The organism is Rathayibacter sp. AY1E8 (genome assembly GCF_002931415.1).
GTDB lineage: Bacteria > Actinomycetota > Actinomycetes > Actinomycetales > Microbacteriaceae > Rathayibacter.
On the sequence record NZ_PSVI01000016.1, the window covers coordinates 1 to 21,753 of the forward strand.

Genomic DNA, 21,753 nt, shown 5'->3' on the forward strand with positions numbered 1-21,753 from the left:
GCCGACCTCGCGCTCCTGCGCGGTGTGGAGGCGGTGGACGAGCCGGAGCCGGCCTCCGGCGTCCGGCTGCCCGAGCCGCTCGCCGCGCTCGGTCGGCGGTCGGCGGAGGTCGGCGTCGAGGTGCGCTGGCACGGCGGTGCCCAGCCGCGGATCCGTGCGGAGGTGCTCGACGCCCTGGTGCGCGCGACCGGGGAGTGCCTCGAGAACGTGCGCCGTCACTCCGGGGCAGCGCTGGCGCACGTGAGCGTCGCGGAGGAGGCGGGCTCGCTCCGCGTCGTCGTCACGGACGAGGGGCGCGGCTTCGATTCGGCCGCGGTGCCGCCGGGGCGCCTGGGCCTCGCGGAGTCCGTCGTCGGCCGCGTCGAGGCGGTGGGCGGCACGGTCCGGGTCTTCTCGGCGCCGGGATCCGGCGCGACCGTGCTGCTGAGCGTGCCGCTGCTGAGCGTGCCGCTGTGAGCGGGACGCGGCAGGAGGAGGGGCCGGAGGACGGGACGCTCCTCGAGCTGGTCCGCGCGGCGGATCGGAGCCCCGGAGCGCTGTGGAGCATCCGCGAGCGCCTGACGCGGCCGAACCGCCTGAGCGGGAGCTACCTCGGGCTGGGCTTCCTCACCATGGCGGTGATGCTCGACATCCGCGGACTGATCTCGTACCTCTGGTCCCTCGACGCCCGGTCCGCGACCTGGGTGAGCGGTCTCTCCTGGCTGCTCGTGATCGCCGCGAGCGCGGCGGGGGCCGCGATCGCCCTGCGCCGCCACGGCGAGCTGCCGCGCTGGGCCTTCGCGGGCGTCCTCGGCGTCGACGTGATCGCGCTGCTGCTCGAGTTCGCCGACCACGCGCTGCCCACTCCGGCACCGATGTACTACCCGTCGGTCTGCGTGGGAGTGGGCGCGGGCGTGATCGCGCTGATCACCTTCCAGCCGCTCTCGCGCTCGTTCCTCGCCCTCGTGGTCCTGGTCGCGCTCGCGGCGCTCGGACTCGTCGGCCAGGCGCTGCTCGGCGACGGAGGCGCCGCCCTCGCGGTGGGCAACGTCCTCCTCGCCACCGCGCCGGCGGCCGTGTGCGTCGTCGTGCTGACCGCGCTCGACCAGTACGTGCGGCGCACGCTCGACCGGAGCCTGGCCGACAGCACCGTCCACGCCGCGGACGACGAGTTCTCGCAGGTGGACGCCCGCATCGAGGAGCTCCTCGAACGGGTCCGGACGCCGGTGCCGCTGGACGAGGAGCTGGGCGAGCGGGCGCGGGTGCTCGGAGACGAGCTCCGCGAGGCGCTCGCCCGCAGCCACGACCGCACCTGGCTGAGGATCGCGGTGGAGGAGTCGGCGCTGCTGTCCTCCGCTGTCGCGATCGACGATCCGAGCGGGGCCGCGGCGCTGCTGGCCCCGCTCGACCGCTCGCGGCTGCTCTCGGTGCTCTGGCTGCTCACCGCCCCCGCGGGGAGGGCTCCGCTCGCCGTCCGTCTGGAGCCGGGCCAGGGCGGCGGGGTGGAGCTCGCCCTGGTCGCCGCGGGCATCCGCACCCGCGACCTCGACCGCTCGGTCTGGGGCATCCTCAGCGAGCTCGGCGAGTACCGCACGACGACCGACCACGGCGCGACGAGGATCCTCGTCGCCCACCGGCCCCGGAGGAGGACGACGACATGAGCGACGAGCCCGCGATCACGCTGGCCATCCTCGACGACCACCCGATCCTGCTGGCGGCGCTGGCGGAGTGGATCCGCCGCTCGGGCACGGACATCCGCGTGGCGGCGACGGCCGGCACCTGGACGGACCTGCTCGCGCACCCGGCCTTCCCGACCGACGTGGTGCTGCTCGACATCGACCTCGGCGACGAGCTCGACCTCGCCATGAAGATCCGGATCATCGCGGCCGCCGGCGCCGCCACGATCATCATCAGCACGCACTCCGAGCCGGGGACGATCAACCGGGCGCTCGAGGCCGGGGCGCACGGCTACGTGGTCAAGAGCGAGCGGACCGAGACGATCCTCGCGGCGATCCGAGCGGCGGCGCGCGACGAGCGCTTCCTGACGGCGCAGACGCGGGAGCTGCTCGGGGCCGACCGCCCGGGCACCCTGACGCACCGCGAGCGGGAGATCGTCCGCCTCTTCGTCGACGGGATGCCGCTGAAGCAGGTCGCCACGCTCCTCGGCATCACCCAGGACGCCGCACGGAGCTCGCTGCGCAGCGCCCGGGGCAAGTACCGGGCGGAGGGGCTGGCCGTCGGCACGAAGATCTCGCTCCGCCGGCAGGCGCTGCGCGACGGGATCGTCGAGCGCTAGGCGCGCGCTCGACGATCCCGGGGGCCTAGACCGTCTCGGCGCGCTTCTGCCGCGCGGGCTCGGCGGGGTCGGAGGGTCCGTTCCAGATCGAGACGATGCCCCAGACGACGGCCGCGATCGGCACGGCCAGCACGGCGCCGACGATGCCGGCGAGGACGGTGCCCACGGTCAGGGCGATCAGGACGATCAGCGGGTGCAGCTTCAGCGAGCGCGCCATCACGACCGGCTGGAGGAAGTTGCCCTCGAGCTGGTTGACCCCGATGACGACCAGGATCACGATCAGCGCGGCGACCGGGCCGTTGGCGACCAGGGCGACGAGAGCGGCGAGGATGCCGGCGGCCGTGGCTCCGACGATCGGGATGAACGCGGTGAGGAAGACGATGACGGCCAGCGGGATCGCCAGCGGCACCTGGATGATCGCCAGTGCGACTCCGATGCCGATCGCGTCGACCGCGGCGACGGTCGCCGTTCCGCGGACGTAGCCGCCCAGCACGTCGACCGTCTTGTGCCCGACGCGCTTGGCGCGCTCGTAGCCCGAGCCGGTGAAGGGGCGCAGGAGGAACTCCCAGATCTTCGGGCCGTCCTTCATGAAGAAGAAGAGCACCACGATCATCAGCACGAGGCCGGTGATGAAGTTCGCCGCTGCGGAGACGCCCGCGAGCGCGCCGTTGCCGAACGAGCTGGAGGTGAGGAAGTCGACGACCGACTGGCGGGCGGACTCGATCTGCTCGTCGGTGATCTGGAAAGGCAGGTGCTGCACGTAGTCCTGCAGCGAGGTGATGCCGTCGGAGGCGCTGCTGACCAGCTCGTCCCACTGGTTGCGGACCGCGACCGTGATCAGCCAGCCGACCGCGCCGAGGATCGCGAGCAGCCCGATCAGCGCCAGCCAGGTCGCGAGGATCGACGGCACGCCCTTGCGCCGCATCCACGCCAGGACCGGGTGGATCGCCGCGGCGAGGATGAGCGCGATCATCACGGGGATGAGCACCAGCGTGAGCTGCGTCATCGCGAAGACGAGCACCGAGGCCAGCAGGAGGACGATGACCACCTGGAGGCAGCGGGTGGCGAACCGGCCGAGGCCGTCGCTCCAGACCCGCCGCTGCGGATCGGGTGCGCTCGGCTGCGGCGCGGCGGCGCTGGTCGAGGAGTCGTTGCGGTCGAAGAAGCCCATGGAGGGACGGTATCGGCTCGGGCCGACCTGCCGTCCCTCCTTGACACCCCGCCCGCGCCGCGGCGATCCGGGGTTCAGAGACCGGCGGGCTTCTCCGGCGTGCGCAGCCAGGTGTCGAAGAAGTCCGCCAGGTCGGAGCCGGAGACGTTCTCGGCCAGGGCCTGGAAGTCGGCGGTCGTCGCGTTCGAGTAGCGGTTCTCGGAGGCCCAGCGCTTCAGCAGCACGCCGAACGCGTCCGCGCCGATCCGGTCGCGGAGGGCGACGAGGGTCAGGCCGCCGCGGGCGTAGACGGGCGCGTCGAAGAGGCCCCCAGCTCCGGGGTCGGCGACGGCGGTCGACCAGAACGGGTCGTCGGCGGGAGCGGCGGCGACCCGGGCGGCGGACTCGGTGACGCTCGCGCCGCCGGTGTGCTCCTCCCAGAGCCACTCGGCGTAGGTCGCGAAGCCCTCGTTCAGCCAGATGTCGGACCAGGTCTCCGGCGTGACGCTGTCGCCGTACCACTGGTGCGCGGTCTCGTGCGCGACGGTCGACTCGTCCGCGCCGCCGGAGTAGAACGAGCGGCCCTGGGTCTCGAGGGCGTAGCCGATCCGCTCGTCGTCGACCACGGCTCCGGCCGAGCGGAACGGGTACGGGCCGAAGACGGAGGAGAAGTAGTCGATGATCGCGCCCTGCTTCGCGAGGGCCGCCTCGGTGCGGGCGCGGGTGTCGCCGGTGATGTCCCGGTCGATCGCGTCGATGGTCGTCACGCCGCCCTGGGTGGAGCGGACCAGGTCGTAGTCGCCGATGTTCACCATGGCGAGGTAGCTCGCCATCGGGCTGGTCTCGACCCAGCGGGAGGTCGTCCACCCCTTCGACGTGGTGGGGGAGCCGACCGGCAGGCCGTTCGCGACCACCGTCCGGCCCTCCGGGACCGTGATGCTGAAGGTGTAGCGCGCCTTGTCGGCGGGCGAGTCGTTGACGGGGTACCAGGTCGAGGCGCCGTCCGGCTCGCTGGCGACCAGGGCGCCGTCGTCCGTCGACCACCAGCCGAAGGGGGCCCCGGTGCCGTCGACGGGGTTCCCGGTGGTCCCGGCGTAGTCGATGCTCACCAGCGCGGGCAGGCCCTTCCGGAGGGTCCGGGCGGGCGTGACGGTCAGCTCGTCCCCCGACTGCGAGAACCGGGCGCCCCCGGCGTTGACGGTGACCTTCGAGACGGTGAGGCCGGTCAGGTCGAAGGAGAGCGAGCGCAGGTCCTTCTGGGGCGCGAGGGTGACCACGGCCCTGCCGCCGAGGGCCCGGGTCGCCGGATCGTACTTCAGGACGAGGCTGTAGGTGAGGGCGTCGAAGCCGCTGCTGCCGAGGCCGGGGAAGTACGGATCGCCGGCGCTGGTGCCCCCGTCGACGGCGCCCGCGCGGGCGGCGGGGGAGGCGATGGCGGCGGGTGCGAGGAGGAGGGAGGAGGCCACGAGCGCGCTGAGCGCGGCTGACGCACGGAATGTCATGTCCGCACGCTAGCGGGCGGGCGTTTCGTGCGCGTGTCGGCACCGTGCCGAGGAGAAGCCTCGTCGATCGACGGACGGGCGATGACGCTCCTGCCGGGGCGAGTCAGCTGCGGAATCCGTCGCTGCCACGGAGCATCGCACGGTGGAATTACCCATTCGAGCCGCCGGAGCCCCGCGGATCGTTGCGGCGGCGACGGATTCCGCACTACAGTCGCCGTGTTCATGCAGGTGCATGGGGTGCGGTACCCGAAGCCGCACTGCGCCGCCCTGCTCGGAGCAGTCGCCTCCGCCGGGAGGGATGACGATCCTCTCTCCCGGCGGGAGGCGGACCGGGCGGATCCGCCCGGCCGCCGCCGGCGCTACGCCGGGACGCGCACCGTCAGCCCGCCGGGCTCGATCCAGGTGCGGAACGCCGAGGTCGAGCCGAACGGATCGCCGTCGAGCTCGATCTCCTGCGCGTGCTCGAGGCGGACCGTGAGGTCGCGGCCCTTCACGTACCGCAGGGCCGACACCTCCTTGGTCAGGCCCATCAGCTTCTTGCCGACGACGCCGCTGCGGCGGAGCACGCCGTTCTCCCACACCACCTTGAAGATGATCTGCACCCAGCCGAAGAAGCCCTCGGGGCGCAGCAGGACGATGTCGAACTCGCCGTCGTCGACGGCCGCGTCCGGCAGCAGGAGGATGTTCGCCGGCAGGGCGCCGCAGTTGCCCACGATGATCGTGTGCGCGCGCACCTTGCGGGTCTTGGAGCCGTCGAGGCGGTAGCGGAACTCGAGCTGGTTCTTGTCGAGCAGGGCCTTCCGCAGCGCGTCCACGTAGGCGAGCCAGCCGGCGCGCTTCTTGAGGTCGTCGTCGGTGTTGGCGAGCATCTTCGCGTCGATCCCGAGGCCCGCCATCACGACGTAGGCGTGGCGGTCGCGGCCCGTGGAGGTCTCGATGTCGATCATCCCGACGTCGATCGCGCGATCCTGTCCGGAGAACGCGACGGTCAGGGAGTTGTCGATGTCGTCGAGCGTGAGGTTCAGGTTGCGGGCGAGCAGGTTGCCGGTGCCGGAGGGCAGCAGCGCGAGCGAGGCGTCGGAGCCGCGGAGGGCCTCCGCCACGACGCGGACCGTCCCGTCGCCGCCGGCCGCGATCACGACGTCGGCGCCCGCGGCGAGGGCCTCCTTCGTCTGACCGGCTCCGGGGTCCTCGACGGAGGTCTCGTACCAGAGCGTCTCCTCCCAGCCGGCGGCCTCCTCGGCGCGCTTCACAGCGGCCTTCACGGACTCCAGGTCGACCTTGACGGGGTTGTAGACGAGGGCGGCACGGCGGCGCTCAGGCATCGTCGCGGCTCTCGTCGAGCTCGTCGCCGTTCTCGTCGACACGGCCCGGACGCACGGCGGCGTCCTCGCGGATGTCGATGCGGGTGTCGCCGGCCTCGGTGGTGGAGACCTCGATGCGCGGGGCCGCGTCGGCCTCCGTCGCCTTCGGGGCGCTGGTCAGCTGGTCGTGGCGGTCGTCCGCGCTCTGGTCGGTCATGCCTGGACGGTAGCAGCGGGCGATCCGCGCACGCGCGGGCTTGCGTCAGCGGCTGCGTGCCGCCTGAAGACCCCAGAGCACGAGCGGGATCTGGAGCGGGAGGCGCAGCAGCGTGATCACCCGGGTCCGAGGCCGACGGGCGTCCCGCGCCATCTGCACGTTGCCGGGGAGGACGGCGGCCATCAGGGCGGCGGAGGCGAGACCGCCGGCCGCGCGGGTCCGCGGGTGCAGCGTCGCGGCCGCGCAGACCAGCTCCGCCGCTCCCGAGACGAGGACCCATCCGCGCGCCGAGCCGGGCATCCCTCGCGGGACGACCGCGTCGAAGGTCCGCGGGTGCACCAGGTGCACGACTCCCGAGACCGCCATCGCCGACACGAGCACGAGCGGGCCCGCGCCCAGCCGGCTCATCGGCCCTCCGCCCCGCGCTCGAGCGGAGCGACGTGGTCGAGGATCCGGCGCCACTCGCGCACCAGCGCCAGCCGGCCGGCCCCGTCGACCGTCACGGTGCGGGCACGGGCGAGGCGGCCGCGGTACCAGCGGCCGTCCTCGGCGCTCGCCACCGGGTCCGCATCGCCGTGGACCAGGAGCGTCTCGGCGGTCACCCGGTCGAGGTCGTCGGCCCAGGAGCCGTCGCGGAGCGCCGCGAGATCGGTCGCGGCGCCGCTCGGGCCCTGCCGCCAGCCCTCGGCGAGCATCCGCTCCAGCCGGTTGCGCAGTCCGCCGTGGGTGGCGAGCACCGGGTCGTCGGAGTCGATCCCGAGCGCGTCCAGGCCCGGCTGCGTCTGCGGGAGGGCGGCGGCGATCGCGTCGGCGTCCTCCCCGCGGAGGGTCTCGCGCCGCTCCCACGCGCTGGTGGGGTGCACGATCACGCCGGCCTGCGGGGGCGCGGGGGTGCCGACCAGCGCGAGGCGGTCCACGAGGTCGGGGTGCCGGGCCGCGAGCGAGAGCGCGAACGCGCCGCCGGAGCCCCAGCCGACCACGCCGACGCTGCCGAAGCGGGCGCCCTCGACCATGCGGGCTGTGCGCTCGGAGCGGCGCAGGTACTCGGCGAGGTCGTCCGCGCGGTCCTCGACGCGGCCGTGAGCGGCGTCGACCGGGTCCGAGGCGCCGTAGCCGGGGCGGTCGAGGATCAGCAGGTGCAGACCCCACGGACCGGTGACGGTCGGGTCGGGGTCGAAGCCGCCCGCTCCGGGAGTGGGGTGGCAGAACACCACCAGCCGGTCGGCGACGGGATCGCCCGCCGCCGAGACGCCCATCCCGCGGCCGGACCGCAGCTCGAAACGGTGGTTCGCCATGTCGCCTCCCGGGTGCGCCGAGGGTCGGCGCGTCGCCCCCAGTCAAGCGGAGACGGCGGCCCGCGCGCTGGGCCTTGTGCCGGAGCGGGAGCAGTCGGACGCGTCCGGAGCGGGCGTGCTCGATGCGGGTGGTGCGACCGTCGTCAACCCCGGTGACGCGCCCTCCGCCGTCCGGTGGACTGGACGGTCCCTCGAGGAAGGACCACCCGTGATCCGCACAGCACTGCCCGCGACCGTCGACGACGTGGAGCTCGACCCGGTCGGCGACGACGGCTGGCGGGTCCGCGCCCGCACCGAGGACCCGCGGGAGCCGGAGGCCGTGCTCGGCTTCATCACGCCGGTCGACGGCGGCTTCGAGGCGCACCGCCTCGGGCTGCCGCAGGAGGACGTGACCTGCCCGTCGCTCGAGGACGCGCTCTCGAGGTACGTCGCCGAGGAGCCGCTGCCCGCGTGGATCCGCACCGCCCGGAGGGAACCGCGCACCGGCTTCCTCGGCGAGCGGGAGGTCGTGGTAGGCACCCCCGAGGCCGAGGGGGCGGGCCTCCTGGTCGTGCACGTCGACGGCGAGCTCGCCGGGCACGTCGTCGCGACCACCCCGATCGCCTTCGTCGCCGAGCGCGGCGACCTCCCGCCCCTCGTCGTCGAGTCGATGGACGGGCTCCTCGCGCTCGTCTCGGGACTGCGCCGGTAACCCCTGACCCCCGCGGAGGTCGACCCCCGTGGCAGGCGGCCGGCGGCCGCCCAGCGTGCTGGGAGCGGGTCGGCACCGGCTCCGTTCCGTGCTGCCGCGGATGATCGAGCAGGGGCGGGGCAGCGTGATCACCACTTCCTCCGTCGCCGGGCTCGACGGCGCCCCGGGCCTCAGCCCCTCCGTCGCCTCGAAGCGCGGGGTCGCCGGGCTCACCAGGAGCGCGGCCCTCGAGGTCGCGGGCACCGGCGTCCGGGTCGACTCGGTCCACCCGTCGCCCGTGAACACCCGGATGATGCGCTCGATCGAGGCGGGAGCCGGCGTCGCCGACGCACCGTCCGTTCACCCGATGTCCACGTGACGCCGCGGAGGAGGGGAGCGAGGATGGGGGCGTGTCCCGTCGCCTCCTCCTCCCCGTCGCCGGCGTCCTCGCCGCGGCCCTCGCCGCCGGCGGGCTGACGCTCCTCGTCTGGACGATCGACGAGACGCCGTTCGCACGGCCCGACGCCGGCTTCGACCGTCTGACGAGCGAGGTCGCCGCGGTGCCCGGAGTCTCCCTCGATGGCGCCGAGCGCTGGGTCGAGGCGCCGGCGTTCGGCCCGCCGACCTCCTGGGTCGGGGTCGCGGTCGAGGAGCCGGCGCTCGCCGACGCCCTCGCGACGGCCTGCGCGACCGAGTACGCGGATCCGGTGCTGTGGTCGTTCCGGGCGACGTCCGCAGGCGGGAACACCCTCTCCTTCGCGGGCGCGGAGGAGCCGACCGCCGCGTGCCCCGCTCCCGCTGTCGACGCGTCGGCCCTGCTCGAGCGGATCGACGGCCTCGGCCGCGGCCTGGAGCTGCACGCGTCGCTCCGCGAGGGGGCCTTCGCCCTCGACTCCTTCGAGGACGTCTCCGGCGGGCTGCCCGCGCTGCTCCCGATCGTCCGGGCGGCGGAGGACCTGCGGGACGCTGCGGGCGCGGAGCGGGGCGCCCCGGTCGAGATCTCCGGTCCCTGGGCCGCGATCACCGTCGGTCCCGGCGAGCAGGAGCGGACCGCCGCGCTGCTCACGACCCTCGTCGAGGAGCACGGCGTCACCGCCTACTGGGCGACCGAGGACGGCCTGCGGATCGTCGCGCCCGACGGCGGGCACGCCGCGATCGAGGCCGCCGTGCGCGACTCCGGGCTGCCGGTGGCCGACCGGTCCCTGCGCTTCGAGGCCGACGAGTCCTGACGCCGGGCGGCCGTGAACGGGTGCGGCCTGGCTCAGACCTCGGTGGCGGGTGCTCGACGGGCTCCCCGGCTCACGACGGGAGGCACCTCCAAGACGGGGACTGCACGCTTCATGAACCGGTCGAAGTCCGGAACAGTGAACGCGGCGTACCCGTGCTCGGGAGTGAACAGGAGCCATATCCCGATCAGCTCCGCGCGGACCGATCCGAGCTGAGTGGACGCGCGCTCCAGAAGCGCCGCGACGTCGCCCGCTTTCTGGGGCTCTGGTCCGAGCTCCGCCATGGCTCGCATGTACGCGGTCTGAAGTGGACTCGCCCGATCGAGTCGCACGCGGAAGAAGGAGCTGTCCAGCTTCGCCTCGTAGGCCTCCCTCGCCAGTTCGACGTCCTCCCGGTGGATGCGATCGTTCTCAGCCACCGTCCAGACGTGGTAGCCCAGTTCCTGGATGAAAGAGGGGTATCCGGTCGTGATCTCGACTGCGAGTTCAACAGCGTCGTCGTCGTAGACCGCGCCCTCGGCCGCTGCCGGCTCTCGGAGAGCCGCTACCGCTTCGTCGTGATCGAGCGAGTCGATCCGCGGAAAGGTGAAGAGCCGCTCGGCGTACGATCTCGCATCGCCCACCAGCTCGGCGATCTGCGGAAGACCGGCACCGACGAACGTGACGGGGAGGCTCCGCTGCACGGTCTTGTGGATGGCTTGGATGAGCGCTTCGAGCTGCGGTGAGTCGAGGAACTGGACCTCGTCGATGAGCAGGACGATCCCCTCGCCCTGCTCGGCCGCCGCTTCACCCACGGCGACGAGGACGTCCGTCAGGTCCAGTCCGAGATCCCGATGATCGGCCACTCCTTCTGCCGGCGGTACATCCCATTCGATGGACCACACGCCGTCCGCTCCGACAGACACCGCGAAGGCGCTCAAGACCGCGGCGGCGTGCCTCCCGCGGTCGGTCCATCTCGCGCGGGGAGACAGGCGGAGGAGTGCCGCCTTGAGCTGGGATGCCAGCACCTGGCGGAACCGGCCCTCGTCGTGCTTGACCGCCTCGAACTCGATCACTTCCCCGTTCTCCTCCTGGGCGATCGTCCGGAAGCTGTTGAGAAGGAATGTCTTTCCGACGCCCCGCAGCCCCGTGATGATCATCGACTGGTTCGTGCGGCCCCGTCACAGGCGCGTCAGCAGGGTGCGGAACGCCTGGGTCTGCTCGTCTCTGCCGATGAGGATCTCCGGTCGCGCTCCCGCGTTCGGCGTGTAGGGATTGTCGACGGCATCCATACGGGCCGGTTCAGGAGTCTTACTGTGCTTTATCCAGATCGAGTGAAGCGCAGTAAAGCCATCGAACGGCGCCCGTCACGCGCGCCAGGCCGCCAGCTCCTCCGCAGCCGCCAGGACGCGGTGGGTCGGCGAGAGGTCGAGGACGCACGCGCCTGAGCGCCTGCGAGGCCCGGATCCCGCCTCCTGGACCCGCGACCCAGGGAACGCTGGCAGGATGTACGGGACGGTCGGTGCGCGAGAGCGCGCCGCACGGACGGCACCGCCCGCTGAGAGCGGCCCCGCCCGGACCCGTCCCGCACACCTCCACCCGCTCCCGACAGCGCTCACAGCGCCGGAGCGACACATCACCGCGGCCCGACCGGGCGCGCGGTCGGACCCTGCGCCGCGCGCCCGCGTCCAGCCACTCCCTCCCGGAAGAACCGCATGAGAAACGCCAGAACCGCCAAGCCCGCCCGCCACCACCTCGAGCTCCCCAAGCCCAAGCCCCTCGAGAAGGGCGCCATGCGGATCACTCCGCTCGGCGGCCTCGGCGAGATCGGCCGCAACATGACCGTCTTCGAGCACAAGGGCAAGCTGCTCATCGTCGACTGCGGCGTCCTCTTCCCCGAGGAGAACCAGCCCGGCATCGACGTGATCCTCCCCGACTTCGCCGCGATCCGCTCGCGCCTGAAGGACATCGAGGCCATCGTCCTCACCCACGGCCACGAGGACCACATCGGCGGCGTGCCCTACCTCCTCAAGGAGCGCGGCGACATCCCGATCATCGCCTCGACCTTCACCCTCGCGCTGATCAGCGCGAAGCTGCAGGAGCACCGCATCACGCCGCGCACGCGCCCGGTGAAGGAGGGCGACCGGATCGACGCCGGCGTCTTCGACCTCGAGTTCCTCGCCGTGAACCACTCCATCCCGGACGGGCTCGCCGTCGCGATCCGCACCGAGGCCGGCCTCGTGCTGCACACGGGCGACTTCAAGATGGACCAGTTCCCGCTCGACGGGCGCACCACCGACCTCCCCGGCTTCGCGCGCCTCGGCGACGAGGGAGTCGACCTGTTCCTGGTCGACTCCACGAACGCCGACGTCCCCGGCTTCGCGATCTCGGAGGGCGACCTCGCCCCCGCGATCGACCAGGTGTTCCGCACCGCGCCGCGCCGCATCGTCGTGTCCAGCTTCGCGAGCCACGTGCACCGCATCCAGCAGGTCCTCGACGCCGCGCAGCGCCACGGCCGCAAGGTCGCCTTCGTCGGCCGCTCGATGGTCCGCAACATGGGCATCGCCGCCGACCTGGGCTACCTCAAGATCCCGGCCGGCCTCGTCGTCGACATGAAGGTGCTCGAGAAGCTCCCCGCGACCGAGATCGTGATGATCTGCACCGGTTCGCAGGGCGAGCCGATGGCGGCGCTCTCGCGCATGGCCAACAAGGACCACATCATCGACATCGGCCCCGGCGACACCGTGCTGCTGGCCAGCTCGCTGATCCCCGGCAACGAGAACGCGATCTACCGGATCATCAACGCCTTCACCCGCTGGGGCGCCACGGTCGTGCACAAGGGCAACGCCAAGGTGCACGTCTCGGGTCACGCCAGCGCGGGCGAGCTCGCCTACTGCTACAACATCCTGCGCCCCACCGCGGTGCTCCCCGTGCACGGCGAGTGGCGCCACCTCACCGCGAACGCGGCGATCGCGACGCGCACCGGGATCGACGAGAAGGACGTCTTCGTCATCGAGGACGGCGTCTCGATCGACCTGGTGAAGGGCCGCTCGCGCATCAGCGGGCGCATCCCGGCCGACCAGATCCTGGTCGACGGCACCACGATGGGCGTCGCCACCGAGGACGCGATGAACGACCGCATCGTCCTCGCCGAGGAGGGGGCCATCACGGTCCTCGCCATCGCCGACCTCGACCGCGGCACGCTCGGCGAGCCGGTCGAGTTCTTCACCCGCGGCTTCGTCGAGGAGCCGGGCTGGAAGGCCAACGCGAGCAAGGCGATCGACGACGCCGTCCTGCAGGCCGCGGGCAAGCCGGTCGAGCTCGAGGCCATGGAGGCGCTGATCACGCGCACCCTCGGCCGCTGGCTGACCCGCCGCCACCGCCGGAACCCGGTCATCACCACGATCGTCGTCGAGGAGTAGGCGCCTTCCACGCCGGCCTCCGCCTCCGCTACCCCCTGCCCCGCGAGGCGCGGGCGGAGCAGAGTGGGAGGGTCGGCAGGTCGCCGACGCGAAGGGAGAGCGCCATGAGCACCGACCGCACCACGGGTGAGGACACCGAGAAGACCGAGGACCTCCCCGACGGCACCGGGACGGACACCTCCTCCGGTGGCGGCGACACCGACACCGTCTCCGGCGGCGAGCCGGACGAGCCCGCCGAGTAGGGCCGTGAACGACGAAGGGCGGGACCGCGAGGTCCCGCCCTTCGTCGTTCCGCCGATCAGATCAGCGGGCCGTCGCTCTCGCTCGAGCGGCGGGTGACCTGCTCGCCGCTGGCCGGGTCGACGGCCGAGCGCGTGGTCGAGACGGCCTGGCGGCGGCGCGTCAGCAGGACCAGCCCGAGGATCAGGCCGACCGCTCCGGCCGCCATGAGGATGTAGCCGACCAGCTTCAGGTCGATTCCGGACACCTGCACGTCCACCGCGAAGGCGAGGACCGCGCCGACGACGAGGAGGAAGATCCCTGCTCCGATGCTCATTGCGTGCTCCTTCTGACTGCCGCCGGAGCGCACGCGGGAAGCGCGCAGGGGCACCGGCGATCGCCCCACGGTAGACCCCGGGTCCGGCGGCCCCCAGGCCTTCCGGCGGGAGCCTCCGGGGGTGTAGGGCGGTGCGGGTCAGCGGTCGGAGACGCGGAGCATCACGCGGGTGCGGTCGGCGCGGGTGACCAGGCCCTCGATCAGGAGGAACACGCGGTACTCGAGCCGGTACTTCGCCAGGAACACGCGGCCCAGGCGCTCGACCTCGCCGGGGTCGGCGTCGATCTCCGCGGCGGCCTCGACCGGCACCGCGTAGTCGGAGACGCGGCCGCGGCGGTCGCACGGGACGAGGGTCACCCGCGCGTCGTTGCGGAGGCGCTTCACCTTGCCGCTGCGGCGGGGAGTGGTGACGATCAGCTCGTGGCCGTCGCGGGCGATCCAGACCGGGGTCGAGACGGCGTCCCCGGACTTCCGGAACGTGGTGAGCGAGACGAAGCGCTCGTCGGCGAGGGCGGTGAGGTCCTGGGAGAGGGGCATGTCCGAAGTAGAGCGGCCGGGAGCGGTCACCGCAAGCCTCCGTGGCACCTCGATCCGCCCCCGTAGGGTGGAGTGATGACCGACGCGACGCCTCTGATCGGCCCGACCGAGGCGCCCGATCTGCACGTGATGACCTACAACATCCGCCGGCGGATGCCGCGCCTCACCTCCCGCGCCGTCGACCAGTGGGACCGGCGCCGCCCGCTCGTCCAGCGGGTGCTGGAGCAGGAGCGCCCCTCGATCCTCGCCGTGCAGGAGGCGCTGCCGGACCAGTCGGCCGCCGTGCACGAGGCGCTGGGCTCCTCCTTCGAGGCGATGGGCTTCGGCCGGGACGCGGACCGCGGCGGCGAGCGCGTGATGCTCTTCGTCGACCGCAGCCGCTACGCCGTCCGGCACTGGACCCAGATCGCCCTCTCGGACACCCCGGACGTCGCCGGCTCGCGCAGCTGGGGCAACCGCATCCCGCGCACCGCCGTGATCGCGGAGCTGACCGATCACGCGACCAGCCGCGAGCTCACCGTGGTCTCGACCCACTTCGACCACATCTCGCGGCGCTCGCGCCAGCGCTCCGCCGAGCTGATCGCCCGCCGCGTCCTCGAGCTCGGACGCCCCGCGATCGTGATGGGCGACACCAACACCGACGTCGACACCGTCCCCTACCGGACGATCCTCGAGGAGGGCCGCCTCGCGGACGCATGGGAGACGGCGGAGAAGCACCTCACCCACTCGTGGAGCACCTTCTCGAACTACCGCGCGCCGGCGCCGGGCAAGCGGATCGACTGGCTGCTCGTCAGCGAGGGCGCCTTCGAGGTCGTCTCCGCGGGGATCAACGCCGTCCGCTACGGGGGAGCGGCGCCCTCCGACCACGAGCCGGTCCAGGCCGTGCTGCGCTTCACGAAGCCGTGAGCGGCTCCGCCCTCGTCGAGACCTTCCTCGAGCCCCCGCGCACCCGCGGGGAGTGGACGGCCGACGGCATCCGCGCGATCGGAGCGGCGAGCATCGTGGCGGCCGCGATCGGCTGGGACCTGGTCGACGTGGCGGTGCTCGCGCTCGCGGCGATCGGGCTGGTGCTGCCGCGCTTCCTCGGCATCCGTCCGGCGCTCGACGCCCTCTTCGGGCTCGCGCTGCTCGTGGCGTCCTGGAGCAGCGTCCTCGGCCTCTACGAGGCCTGGCCGCAGTGGGACCTGGTCGTGCACTGCGTGCTCAACGGGCTGATCGCCGCGGTGGCCTACATCGTCGCCGCGCGGGCCGGAGTCGTGCCGGCGGTCGCGGGCGATCGCGGGCCGCTGCTCCCGGCGGTCGTGCTCTGCGCCTGCTTCGGGACGACGGCGGGCGTCCTGTGGGAGTGGGGCGAGTGGGCGGGGCACCGCTTCATCGACTCCTCGATCTTCGTCGGCTACGAGGACACGCTCGGCGACCTCGCCGCCGGCGCGCTGGGCTCGATCCTCGCCGGCGCGCTGATGCGCTTCTGGTCCGCGAAGTCCCGGGTGGTCGGACCGGGCGCCTCGCGCGGCGTCGGAGGTGCGGCGTAGCCTGTCCCGCATGTGCGGCCGCTTCGCGATGGACTCCGAGACCGATGAGCTGATCCGCGAGTTCGTCGCCGCGGGCGGGCGCGCCGAGGACTGGGCGCCCGACTACAGCGTCGCTCCCACCGACGTCGCGCCGATCGTCCGCGAGCGGCTCCACGACGGCGAGCGGGAGCGCGAGCTCGAGCTCGCGTCCTGGGGCTTCACCCCGTCCTGGTCGAAGGGCAGGGGGCCCTCGCCGATCAACGCGCGCCTCGAGTCGGTCGCGACGAACGGCCTGTTCCGCGGGGCGTTCGCCAAGCAGCGCGCGATCGTGCCGATGCGCGGGTACTACGAGTGGGAGACCCGCGCCGACGGCAAGCAGCCCTGGTTCCTGCAGGGCGAGGAGCCGATCCTCGCCGCGGCCGGCCTCTACACGGCCCGCAAGGAGGGCGACGACTGGCGCGTCTCCTTCACGATCATCACCCGCGAGGCGCGCGACGCCTCCGGCGAGGTGCACGACCGGATGCCCGTGTTCCTCACGCCCGACGTGCGCGACGCCTGGCTCGACCCGGCTCCGCTCGCCTCCGCCGAGGAGATGCTCGCCACCCTCGACCGGGCGTCCGTCGCGATGGCCTCGACCGTCACGGCCCACCCGGTCGACCGCCGCGTGAACAACTCCCGCACCGTCGACCGCCGCGACCCGGGCCTGCTGACGCCGGTCGCCTGACGCCGCTCGCCTGACAGGCGCGGGACGATCCGCGCGGTCCGCGGAACCTCCGGGCGAGGGCGGACGACCGGTGGTGGGTGGACCGGAGAGCACGGGAGGGGCGGAGCCGCGGCCCCGCCCCTCCCGGGCGTCCTACTTCGTGCCGGCGTGACCCGGGAACGGCTTGCCGTTCAGCGAGACCTCGTCGGGGTCGACCTCGACGTCGCCCACGTCGTCCGGGCCGCCCGTGCCGGGCACGGCCTTCACCTCGGCCGAGCCGGAGACCTCGGTGCGGCTCTCCGCCGGGTCCGAATCCTGCTTGGCCTCGGTCTCGCGCTCGCTGCCGGGCGACTCCGAGATGTCCTTCTCGATGGTCTCGCTCTCGGAGGAGGTAGCGGGCGCCGCCCCGTCCGGCTTGCCGATGGTCGAGCCCTGGTCGTCCTGCTCCGTGCGGTCCTGGTCCATGTCGTCGCCTTTCGTCGGGACCTCCGACGCTACGTCGGGGCGCGCGCGGGGGCACCCGCTTGACAGCCCGGCCGGGGGAGGGCGGCGTGCAGGGTCGACGTACTACCCTGGGTCGACGGTCGCACCGGGGGGCGCGGCACACCCGCCGCCGACCGCGAGGAGGACCCGTGGCATCCCACCGGACAGGCGACACCCGCATCGTCGGGACGACGGTCGACGGCCGGTACACGATCGAGGAGCTCATCGGCCGCGGCGGCATGGCCACGGTCTACCGGGCGCGAGACGGCGTCCTCGGCCGCTCCGTCGCGCTGAAGATGTTCGCCCCCGGCATCGACGACGCGCAGGACCTGCAGCGCAAGGCGTCCGAGATCCGGCTGCTCGCGGCGCTCAACCACCCCGCCCTCGTCACCCTCTACGACGCGCACGACGGCGGCGACGACACCAACGGCCAGGCCTACATGGTGATGGAGCTCGCCGAGGGCCCGAGCCTGTCCGAGCGGCTCGCCGAGGGCCCGGTCGCGCCGAACGACGTCGCCTCGATGGCGGGCGACCTCGGCGAGGCCCTGCACACGGTCCACGCGGCCGGAGTCGTGCACCGCGACGTGAAGCCGTCGAACGTGCTGCTCGTCCCGAGCCCGCTGACCAGCCGCGAGTTCCGCCCGAAGCTGGCCGACTTCGGCATCGCCTCCCTCATCGACGCGACGCGGATCACCGCGCCGGGCACCCTCATCGGCACCGCCGCCTACCTCAGCCCCGAGCAGGCGCACGGAGACCCGGTCACCTCGGCGAGCGACATCTACTCCCTCGGCCTGGTGCTCCTGGAGTCGCTGACCGGCCGCCGCCCGTTCACGGGCTCGGCGATCGAGGTCACGCTCGCCCGCCTGCTCCGCGACCCCGAGGTCTCGGAGTCGCTCGGCAGCGGCTGGACCTCGCTCCTGACCTCGATGACGCGGCGCGAGCCCGGCGAGCGTCCCGCCGCGCTCCAGGTGGCGGAGTCGGCACGCCGCCTGATCGATCCGCGGCGCGACTCCCCGCCGGCGGCCATCATCGTCCCCGACGTCCCCGCCACCCGGGTGATGTCGACGGAGCCGCTCGCCGAGACCGAGCCGATCACGCGGACGGAGGCGCTCGACCCGACCCGCCGGCTCGCGGCTGATGCCTACCCGGCCACGGAGGCGATCGCTCCGACGCAGCGCTTCACCGCGACCGAGCGGATCGCACCGGCACCGCGGACCGCTCCGGCGCCGCAGACCGCTCCGTCGCCGCGCACGGCTCCGCTCCGCCCCGCGGCCGCCCCTCCGCAGCGCCGCGGCCCGAGCCCGTGGCTGATCGTGCTGGTGCTCGCGCTGGTCGCGGTCGCCGTCGGGCTCGCGATCATCCTGATCGACGGTCCCCAGTCGCCTCTGCCGCAGGTGGACGGCGAGCTGGGCGACCACCTCCGTCAGCTGCGCGAGAGCATCCGCTCGTGAGGGGCCTCCGACTGCGCGCCGCCGGCGCCGTGCTCGCCTCGGTCCTGCTGCTGAGCGGATGCTCCTCCGCGCCGCAGGGCATCGACGAGGGCACCGCCCAGACCCTCGACGACGCGGTGGTGGCCGTCGCCGAGAAGGCCTCGGCCGACGACTACCAGGGCGCTCTCACCGAGCTCGCCTCGCTGCAGTCGGCGCTCGACGCCGCGCTCGCCGAGGGATCCGTCAGCTCCGACCGCGCAGCGACGGTGCAGGCGCAGGTCGACGTCGTCCGCGGCGACCTCGAGGCCCTGATCGCGGGAGCCCCGGAGCCGGCGCCGGCCGAGACGACCGCCCCGGCTCCCGAGGAGACGACCCCGGTCGAGGAGGAGCCGGAGGACACGCCGGCCCCCGTCGAGACCGAGGACGACCCCGCCCCCTCGCCCGAGGAGTCGGAGCCGGAGGAGACGCCGACCGAGCCGGAGGAGCCCGCGGAGGAGACCCCGGCCGCTCCCGGCGAGGACGCTCCGGGGAACAGCGGGGACGCTCCGGGGAACAGCGGCGACGCACCCGGGAACAGCGGGAACGCTCCCGGCAACGGCAACGGCAACGGCAACGGCAACGGCAACGGCAACGGCAACGGCAACGGCCCCGGCGCTCGCGGTGCGGCGACCGGCGTCGGCGCCCCCGCGGGCAGCGGTGCCGCACCCGGGGCCGCGAAGGGCCCCGGCGGCCGCTAGAGCGCTATTCCTGGGTCGAGAGCACGGCGAACGCGGCGTCGAGCTCGACGTCCACGTCCGTGCCGTCCTCGCGGGTGACCTCCACCTCGAAGGCGTGGTCGGCGTCGTCGCTGCGCTCGGCCTCGGTGACGGTCCCGGAGCCGACGGCGCCCAGCGCCGCCTCGCTCGCGCGGGCGAGGTCGTCGCCGGTGAGGTCGTCCGGGTCCACGGCGGCCGCCGTCGGGTCGCCGGCAGGCACGCCGTCGTCGCCCGAGCCGGCCTGGAGGGCGCGGTCGTCGGGGTCGACGGACACGACGGCGAAGGAGTCGTCGAGGCGCACCTCGTACTCGAGGCCGTCGCGGTCGGTCAGGTCCAGCTCGTAGCCGGTGGCGCCGTCGTCGTCGCGCTCGGCCGAGGTGACGGTCCCGCCGCCGATCTCGGCGAGCGCGGCCTCGCTCGCGCGGTCCAGGTCGCTGCCGGTGAGGGAGTCGGATCCCTCGAAGCCGTCGATCGCGGCGTAGGCGATGCCCGTCCCGGCTCCGATCAGCACGACCGCTCCGGCGATCCCGGCGATGATCTTCGTCTTCTTCTGCACGATGGCTCCGTCCCGGCACCGCTCGTCGACGCCTCCAGCACTCTCGCGGTCGGGCGCTGAAGCGAGCCTGAAGCGCCCGCTCAGCGGACGAGCGGCACCCGTACCTCGACCCGGGCGCCGCCCAGCGCCGAGTCGCCGACGACGACCCGTCCGCCGTGGGCCCGGGCGATCCCGGCGACGATCGCCAGGCCGAGGCCCGACCCTCCGGCGTCGCGCGCCCGGCCCTCGTCGAGGCGGACGAAGCGCTCGAGCACCCGCTCGCGCTCCGCCGCCGGGATCCCCGGCCCGTCGTCGTCCACCGCGAGCACCGCCTCCGCTCCGTCGATCCGGGTCGAGAGCGCCAGCTGCGAGGAGCGGTGCCGCACCGCGTTGTCGACCAGGTTCCGCAGCGCCCGCGAGAGCAGGGCCTCGTCGGCCACCGCCTGCACGGGCGAGATCCCGCTCGCGTCGACCCGGGCTCCGGAGTCGCGCAGGCGCCGCACCTCGCCGAGGGCGAGATCGTCGAGGTCCACGGGAGCCGCCGCCACGGCCAGGCGCGCCTCGTCCGCCCGGGCGAGCAGCAGCAGGCCCTCGATCAGCCCGCCGAGCCGCACCGACTCCTCCGCGACCGTCCTCGCCAGCCGGGCGGAGTCGAGCCGGTCCGGGTGCGCGAGCGCCACCTCCGCGGTCTGACGCAGCGCCGCGACGGGGGAGCGCAGCTCGTGCGAGGCGTCCGAGACGAAGCGCCGCTGCCGCTCCTGCCCGCTCTGCAGCCGATCGAGCATCCGGTTGAGGGTGTGCGCCAGCCGGTCGACCTCGTCGCCGGAGCCGGGAGCGGCGATCCGGCGGTCCAGGGCGGAGGAGGTGACCGCCTCGGCCTCCTCGCGCATCCGCTCCACGGGGCGCAGCGCCCGGCCGACGACGACGGCGCACACCACCGCCACCAGCGCGATCAGCAGCGGGACGGCGACCGCGAGCAGCCCGATCGTCGTGGACACCGCCTCCTCGCGGCCCTCGTCGGGCACGCCGACCACGACGAGGGAGTCGTCGTCGAGCTCGCGGGCGGCGACCACCACCGCCCCCTCGTCGTCCACGTCGACCGTGACCGGGTCGTCGCTCTCGGCCAGCGCGAGCGGAGGGAGGTCCTCCGCGTCCTCGCCCGCGGCGGCGACCCGCCCGTCGACCACGAGCTGGACCAGTCCCTCCGAGCCGCGGACGGCCTCCGGGCCGCCCTGCTCGACCAGCGCAGCGACCCGCTCCGCCTCGGCGTCGGCGGCGGAGGCGGCGCTCGAGGCGAGCACGGAGGAGAGGACCAGGACGAAGAGCACGCTCCCGAGGAGCGCGGCGGCGGCCACCACGGCGGTCGCGGCCGCGGTGATGCGGGTGCGCAGGCTCCGGCGGCTCACCCGGCCACCAGCGTGTAGCCCGCCCCGCGCCGGGTGCGGAGGGTGTCGCGGCCGAAGGGCCGGTCGATCTTGTTGCGCAGGGTGCGGACGTAGACCTCGACGATGTTCGGGTCGCCGTCGTAGTCGAAGTCCCAGACGGCTCCGAGGACGTCGCGTTTCGAGACGACCTCGCCCGCCCGCGAGACGAAGTACTCGAGGACGCTGAACTCGCGCGCGGTCAGCGGCACGGCGACTCCGCCCCGCTCGACGGTGCGGGAGGCCGGATCCAGCACGAGATCGCCGACGACGCGCACCGTGGGCCGCTCGGCGGCTCCGCGGCGGATGAGGGCGCGCAGCCGCGCGACGAGCACCGGGAACGAGAACGGCTTGGTGAGGTAGTCATCGGCGCCGGTGTCGAGGGCCTCGACCTGGTCGAGGTCGCCGTCCTTCGCGGTGAGCATCAGGATCGGGGTCCAGTCCTCGGCGGCGCGCAGCCGCTCGCAGACGCGGAAGCCGCTGACGTCCGGGAGCATCAGGTCGAGGACGATGGCGGCGTAGTCGGCCTCCTGCGCGTACCAGAGGGCGTCGGTGCCGGTGGTGGCGGTGTCCACGGCGAAGCCCTCGGCCTCCAGGCCCGTCTCGAGGGCGCGGAGCAGGTTGATCTCGTCGTCGACGACCAGGATGCGGATGGCGGCCTCCCCGGGCTCGGCGCGCGGGGGCCCGCGCGAGCCCAGGCTAGCCGCGGCCCCGCTGAAGCCCGCCTGAAGCGCCGGCGGACCACCGCGTCCCGCCGAGGCGCCGGCTCCCCGCCGGGACAC

At 73.7% G+C, this 21,753-nt stretch carries 25 protein-coding genes and 1 pseudogene; 13 read left to right on the forward strand and 13 right to left on the reverse strand.

Translation table 11 applies throughout. The features are described 5' to 3' along the window. From C5C74_RS17325 to C5C74_RS06545, 3 genes are all read left to right on the forward strand, one after another. Positions 1-456, forward strand: a 456-nt coding sequence (locus C5C74_RS17325) for a sensor histidine kinase (protein WP_374953501.1), incomplete at its 5' end; no start/stop codon positions are given. After that, positions 453-1,640: a hypothetical protein gene (locus tag C5C74_RS06540; protein ID WP_104351195.1), complete on the forward strand. Its 1,188-nt coding sequence runs from the start codon at positions 453-455 to the stop codon at positions 1,638-1,640. The genes C5C74_RS17325 and C5C74_RS06540, both read left to right, overlap by 4 nt. Beyond that, positions 1,637-2,275: a response regulator gene (locus tag C5C74_RS06545; protein ID WP_104287829.1), complete on the forward strand. Its 639-nt coding sequence runs from the start codon at positions 1,637-1,639 to the stop codon at positions 2,273-2,275. The genes C5C74_RS06540 and C5C74_RS06545 overlap by 4 nt, the downstream gene beginning before the upstream one ends. A 25-nt stretch (positions 2,276-2,300) precedes the next feature. Here the strand turns inward: C5C74_RS06545 and C5C74_RS06550 are convergent, their stop codons facing one another. The 6 genes from C5C74_RS06550 to C5C74_RS06575 all read right to left on the reverse strand — a co-directional run bounded on the left by C5C74_RS06550 (position 2,301) and on the right by C5C74_RS06575 (position 7,743). Next, positions 2,301-3,446, reverse strand: coding sequence for an AI-2E family transporter (locus C5C74_RS06550; protein WP_104226105.1), 1,146 nt, complete (start codon positions 3,444-3,446; stop codon positions 2,301-2,303). A gap of 74 nt (positions 3,447-3,520) precedes the next feature. Beyond that, the gene (locus tag C5C74_RS06555; RefSeq protein ID WP_104351196.1) at positions 3,521-4,927 is read right to left on the reverse strand and encodes a M1 family metallopeptidase; all 1,407 of its coding nucleotides are present in this window, start codon (positions 4,925-4,927) and stop codon (positions 3,521-3,523) included. Positions 4,928-5,286: 359 nt separating this feature from the next. Then, positions 5,287-6,252, reverse strand: coding sequence for a diacylglycerol kinase family protein (locus C5C74_RS06560; RefSeq protein ID WP_104222931.1), 966 nt, complete (start codon positions 6,250-6,252; stop codon positions 5,287-5,289). Further along, the gene (locus C5C74_RS06565) at positions 6,245-6,448 is read right to left on the reverse strand and encodes a multidrug transporter (RefSeq protein ID WP_104222930.1); all 204 of its coding nucleotides are present in this window, start codon (positions 6,446-6,448) and stop codon (positions 6,245-6,247) included. Before C5C74_RS06565 ends, C5C74_RS06560 begins: the two co-directional genes overlap by 8 nt. Positions 6,449-6,493: 45 nt before the next feature. Then, entirely contained in the window at positions 6,494-6,856 is a 363-nt protein-coding gene (locus tag C5C74_RS06570) for a hypothetical protein (RefSeq protein ID WP_104222929.1), read from the reverse strand. Further along, the gene (locus tag C5C74_RS06575; protein WP_104222928.1) at positions 6,853-7,743 is read right to left on the reverse strand and encodes an alpha/beta fold hydrolase; all 891 of its coding nucleotides are present in this window, start codon (positions 7,741-7,743) and stop codon (positions 6,853-6,855) included. Before C5C74_RS06575 ends, C5C74_RS06570 begins: the two co-directional genes overlap by 4 nt. A 208-nt stretch (positions 7,744-7,951) precedes the next feature. Between C5C74_RS06575 and C5C74_RS06580 the strand changes: the two genes are divergently transcribed. The 3 genes from C5C74_RS06580 (at position 7,952) to C5C74_RS06590 (ending at position 9,642) form a co-directional block, all read left to right on the forward strand. Beyond that, complete coding sequence (locus C5C74_RS06580) at positions 7,952-8,434, forward strand: hypothetical protein (RefSeq protein WP_104351197.1); 483 nt, start codon at positions 7,952-7,954, stop codon at positions 8,432-8,434. An 88-nt stretch (positions 8,435-8,522) separates the two neighbouring features. Beyond that, the gene (locus C5C74_RS06585) at positions 8,523-8,792 is read left to right on the forward strand and encodes an SDR family NAD(P)-dependent oxidoreductase (RefSeq protein ID WP_258064113.1); all 270 of its coding nucleotides are present in this window, start codon (positions 8,523-8,525) and stop codon (positions 8,790-8,792) included. 31 nt (positions 8,793-8,823) lie between these two features. Further along, the gene (locus C5C74_RS06590; protein WP_104323656.1) at positions 8,824-9,642 is read left to right on the forward strand and encodes a hypothetical protein; all 819 of its coding nucleotides are present in this window, start codon (positions 8,824-8,826) and stop codon (positions 9,640-9,642) included. Positions 9,643-9,674: 32 nt separating this feature from the next. Here the strand turns inward: C5C74_RS06590 and C5C74_RS06595 are convergent. Then, a pseudogene (locus C5C74_RS06595) lies at positions 9,675-10,784 on the reverse strand (ATP-binding protein); the annotation flags it as partial. Between the two features lie 549 nt (positions 10,785-11,333). On the opposite strand from C5C74_RS06595, the gene C5C74_RS06600 reads away from it, so the two are divergent. Both C5C74_RS06600 and C5C74_RS17330 read left to right on the forward strand, forming a co-directional pair. Then, positions 11,334-13,040 (forward strand): ribonuclease J, encoded by a 1,707-nt coding sequence (locus tag C5C74_RS06600; protein WP_104222925.1) that lies wholly within the window; start codon positions 11,334-11,336, stop codon positions 13,038-13,040. A gap of 104 nt (positions 13,041-13,144) precedes the next feature. Continuing rightward, the gene (locus C5C74_RS17330) at positions 13,145-13,282 is read left to right on the forward strand and encodes a hypothetical protein (protein ID WP_159940924.1); all 138 of its coding nucleotides are present in this window, start codon (positions 13,145-13,147) and stop codon (positions 13,280-13,282) included. Positions 13,283-13,338: 56 nt separating this feature from the next. Here C5C74_RS17330 and C5C74_RS06605 read toward each other — a convergent pair whose 3' ends face one another. Next, positions 13,339-13,596, reverse strand: a complete 258-nt coding sequence (locus C5C74_RS06605; protein ID WP_104222924.1) for a DUF6458 family protein — start codon at positions 13,594-13,596, stop codon at positions 13,339-13,341. 138 nt (positions 13,597-13,734) lie between these two features. Continuing rightward, the gene (locus C5C74_RS06610; RefSeq protein ID WP_104246944.1) at positions 13,735-14,133 is read right to left on the reverse strand and encodes a PPOX class F420-dependent oxidoreductase; all 399 of its coding nucleotides are present in this window, start codon (positions 14,131-14,133) and stop codon (positions 13,735-13,737) included. Between the two features lie 75 nt (positions 14,134-14,208). On the opposite strand from C5C74_RS06610, the gene C5C74_RS06615 reads away from it, so the two are divergent. From C5C74_RS06615 to C5C74_RS06625, 3 genes are read left to right on the forward strand one after another with little or no spacing between them, the layout of a single operon-like run. Continuing rightward, complete coding sequence (locus C5C74_RS06615) at positions 14,209-15,039, forward strand: endonuclease/exonuclease/phosphatase family protein (RefSeq protein WP_104249931.1); 831 nt, start codon at positions 14,209-14,211, stop codon at positions 15,037-15,039. After that, a complete protein-coding gene (locus tag C5C74_RS06620) occupies positions 15,036-15,665 on the forward strand; it encodes a hypothetical protein (RefSeq protein WP_104226114.1) in 630 nt (209 codons plus the stop codon). Before C5C74_RS06615 ends, C5C74_RS06620 begins: the two co-directional genes overlap by 4 nt. 10 nt (positions 15,666-15,675) lie before the next feature. Next, positions 15,676-16,368 (forward strand): SOS response-associated peptidase, encoded by a 693-nt coding sequence (locus C5C74_RS06625; protein WP_104226115.1) that lies wholly within the window; start codon positions 15,676-15,678, stop codon positions 16,366-16,368. 132 nt (positions 16,369-16,500) lie between these two features. On the opposite strand, the gene C5C74_RS06630 is transcribed toward C5C74_RS06625, so the two are convergent. After that, positions 16,501-16,812, reverse strand: a complete 312-nt coding sequence (locus tag C5C74_RS06630; protein ID WP_104222919.1) for a hypothetical protein — start codon at positions 16,810-16,812, stop codon at positions 16,501-16,503. Between the two features lie 167 nt (positions 16,813-16,979). Between C5C74_RS06630 and C5C74_RS06635 the strand changes: the two genes are divergently transcribed. Beyond that, the gene (locus C5C74_RS06635; RefSeq protein WP_104246942.1) at positions 16,980-18,281 is read left to right on the forward strand and encodes a serine/threonine-protein kinase; all 1,302 of its coding nucleotides are present in this window, start codon (positions 16,980-16,982) and stop codon (positions 18,279-18,281) included. Beyond that, positions 18,278-18,997, forward strand: coding sequence for a hypothetical protein (locus C5C74_RS17335; RefSeq protein WP_181134660.1), 720 nt, complete (start codon positions 18,278-18,280; stop codon positions 18,995-18,997). The genes C5C74_RS06635 and C5C74_RS17335 overlap by 4 nt, the downstream gene beginning before the upstream one ends. 4 nt (positions 18,998-19,001) lie before the next feature. Here C5C74_RS17335 and C5C74_RS06645 read toward each other — a convergent pair whose 3' ends face one another. From C5C74_RS06645 to C5C74_RS06655, 3 genes are all read right to left on the reverse strand, one after another. Further along, a complete protein-coding gene (locus C5C74_RS06645) occupies positions 19,002-19,571 on the reverse strand; it encodes a PepSY domain-containing protein (RefSeq protein ID WP_104351198.1) in 570 nt (189 codons plus the stop codon). Between the two features lie 80 nt (positions 19,572-19,651). Beyond that, a complete protein-coding gene (locus tag C5C74_RS06650; RefSeq protein WP_258064109.1) occupies positions 19,652-20,956 on the reverse strand; it encodes a cell wall metabolism sensor histidine kinase WalK in 1,305 nt (434 codons plus the stop codon). After that, positions 20,953-21,624: a response regulator transcription factor gene (locus C5C74_RS06655; protein ID WP_104249963.1), complete on the reverse strand. Its 672-nt coding sequence runs from the start codon at positions 21,622-21,624 to the stop codon at positions 20,953-20,955. Before C5C74_RS06655 ends, C5C74_RS06650 begins: the two co-directional genes overlap by 4 nt. Between the last annotated feature and the right edge of the window lie 129 nt (positions 21,625-21,753).

Coding starts and splice junctions, on each gene's coding strand:
- C5C74_RS17330 (WP_159940924.1), top strand. CDS start 13,145: ATGAGCACCGACCGCACCACGGGTGAGGACACCGAGAAGACCGAGGAC.
- C5C74_RS06560 (WP_104222931.1), bottom strand. CDS start 6,252: ATGCCTGAGCGCCGCCGTGCCGCCCTCGTCTACAACCCCGTCAAGGTC.
- C5C74_RS06565 (WP_104222930.1), bottom strand. CDS start 6,448: ATGACCGACCAGAGCGCGGACGACCGCCACGACCAGCTGACCAGCGCC.
- C5C74_RS06555 (WP_104351196.1), bottom strand. CDS start 4,927: ATGACATTCCGTGCGTCAGCCGCGCTCAGCGCGCTCGTGGCCTCCTCC.
- C5C74_RS06605 (WP_104222924.1), bottom strand. CDS start 13,596: ATGAGCATCGGAGCAGGGATCTTCCTCCTCGTCGTCGGCGCGGTCCTC.
- C5C74_RS06630 (WP_104222919.1), bottom strand. CDS start 16,812: ATGGACCAGGACCGCACGGAGCAGGACGACCAGGGCTCGACCATCGGC.
- C5C74_RS06610 (WP_104246944.1), bottom strand. CDS start 14,133: ATGCCCCTCTCCCAGGACCTCACCGCCCTCGCCGACGAGCGCTTCGTC.
- C5C74_RS06600 (WP_104222925.1), top strand. CDS start 11,334: ATGAGAAACGCCAGAACCGCCAAGCCCGCCCGCCACCACCTCGAGCTC.
- C5C74_RS06545 (WP_104287829.1), top strand. CDS start 1,637: ATGAGCGACGAGCCCGCGATCACGCTGGCCATCCTCGACGACCACCCG.
- C5C74_RS06570 (WP_104222929.1), bottom strand. CDS start 6,856: ATGAGCCGGCTGGGCGCGGGCCCGCTCGTGCTCGTGTCGGCGATGGCG.
- C5C74_RS06550 (WP_104226105.1), bottom strand. CDS start 3,446: ATGGGCTTCTTCGACCGCAACGACTCCTCGACCAGCGCCGCCGCGCCG.
- C5C74_RS06575 (WP_104222928.1), bottom strand. CDS start 7,743: ATGGCGAACCACCGTTTCGAGCTGCGGTCCGGCCGCGGGATGGGCGTC.
- C5C74_RS06615 (WP_104249931.1), top strand. CDS start 14,209: ATGACCGACGCGACGCCTCTGATCGGCCCGACCGAGGCGCCCGATCTG.
- C5C74_RS06625 (WP_104226115.1), top strand. CDS start 15,676: ATGTGCGGCCGCTTCGCGATGGACTCCGAGACCGATGAGCTGATCCGC.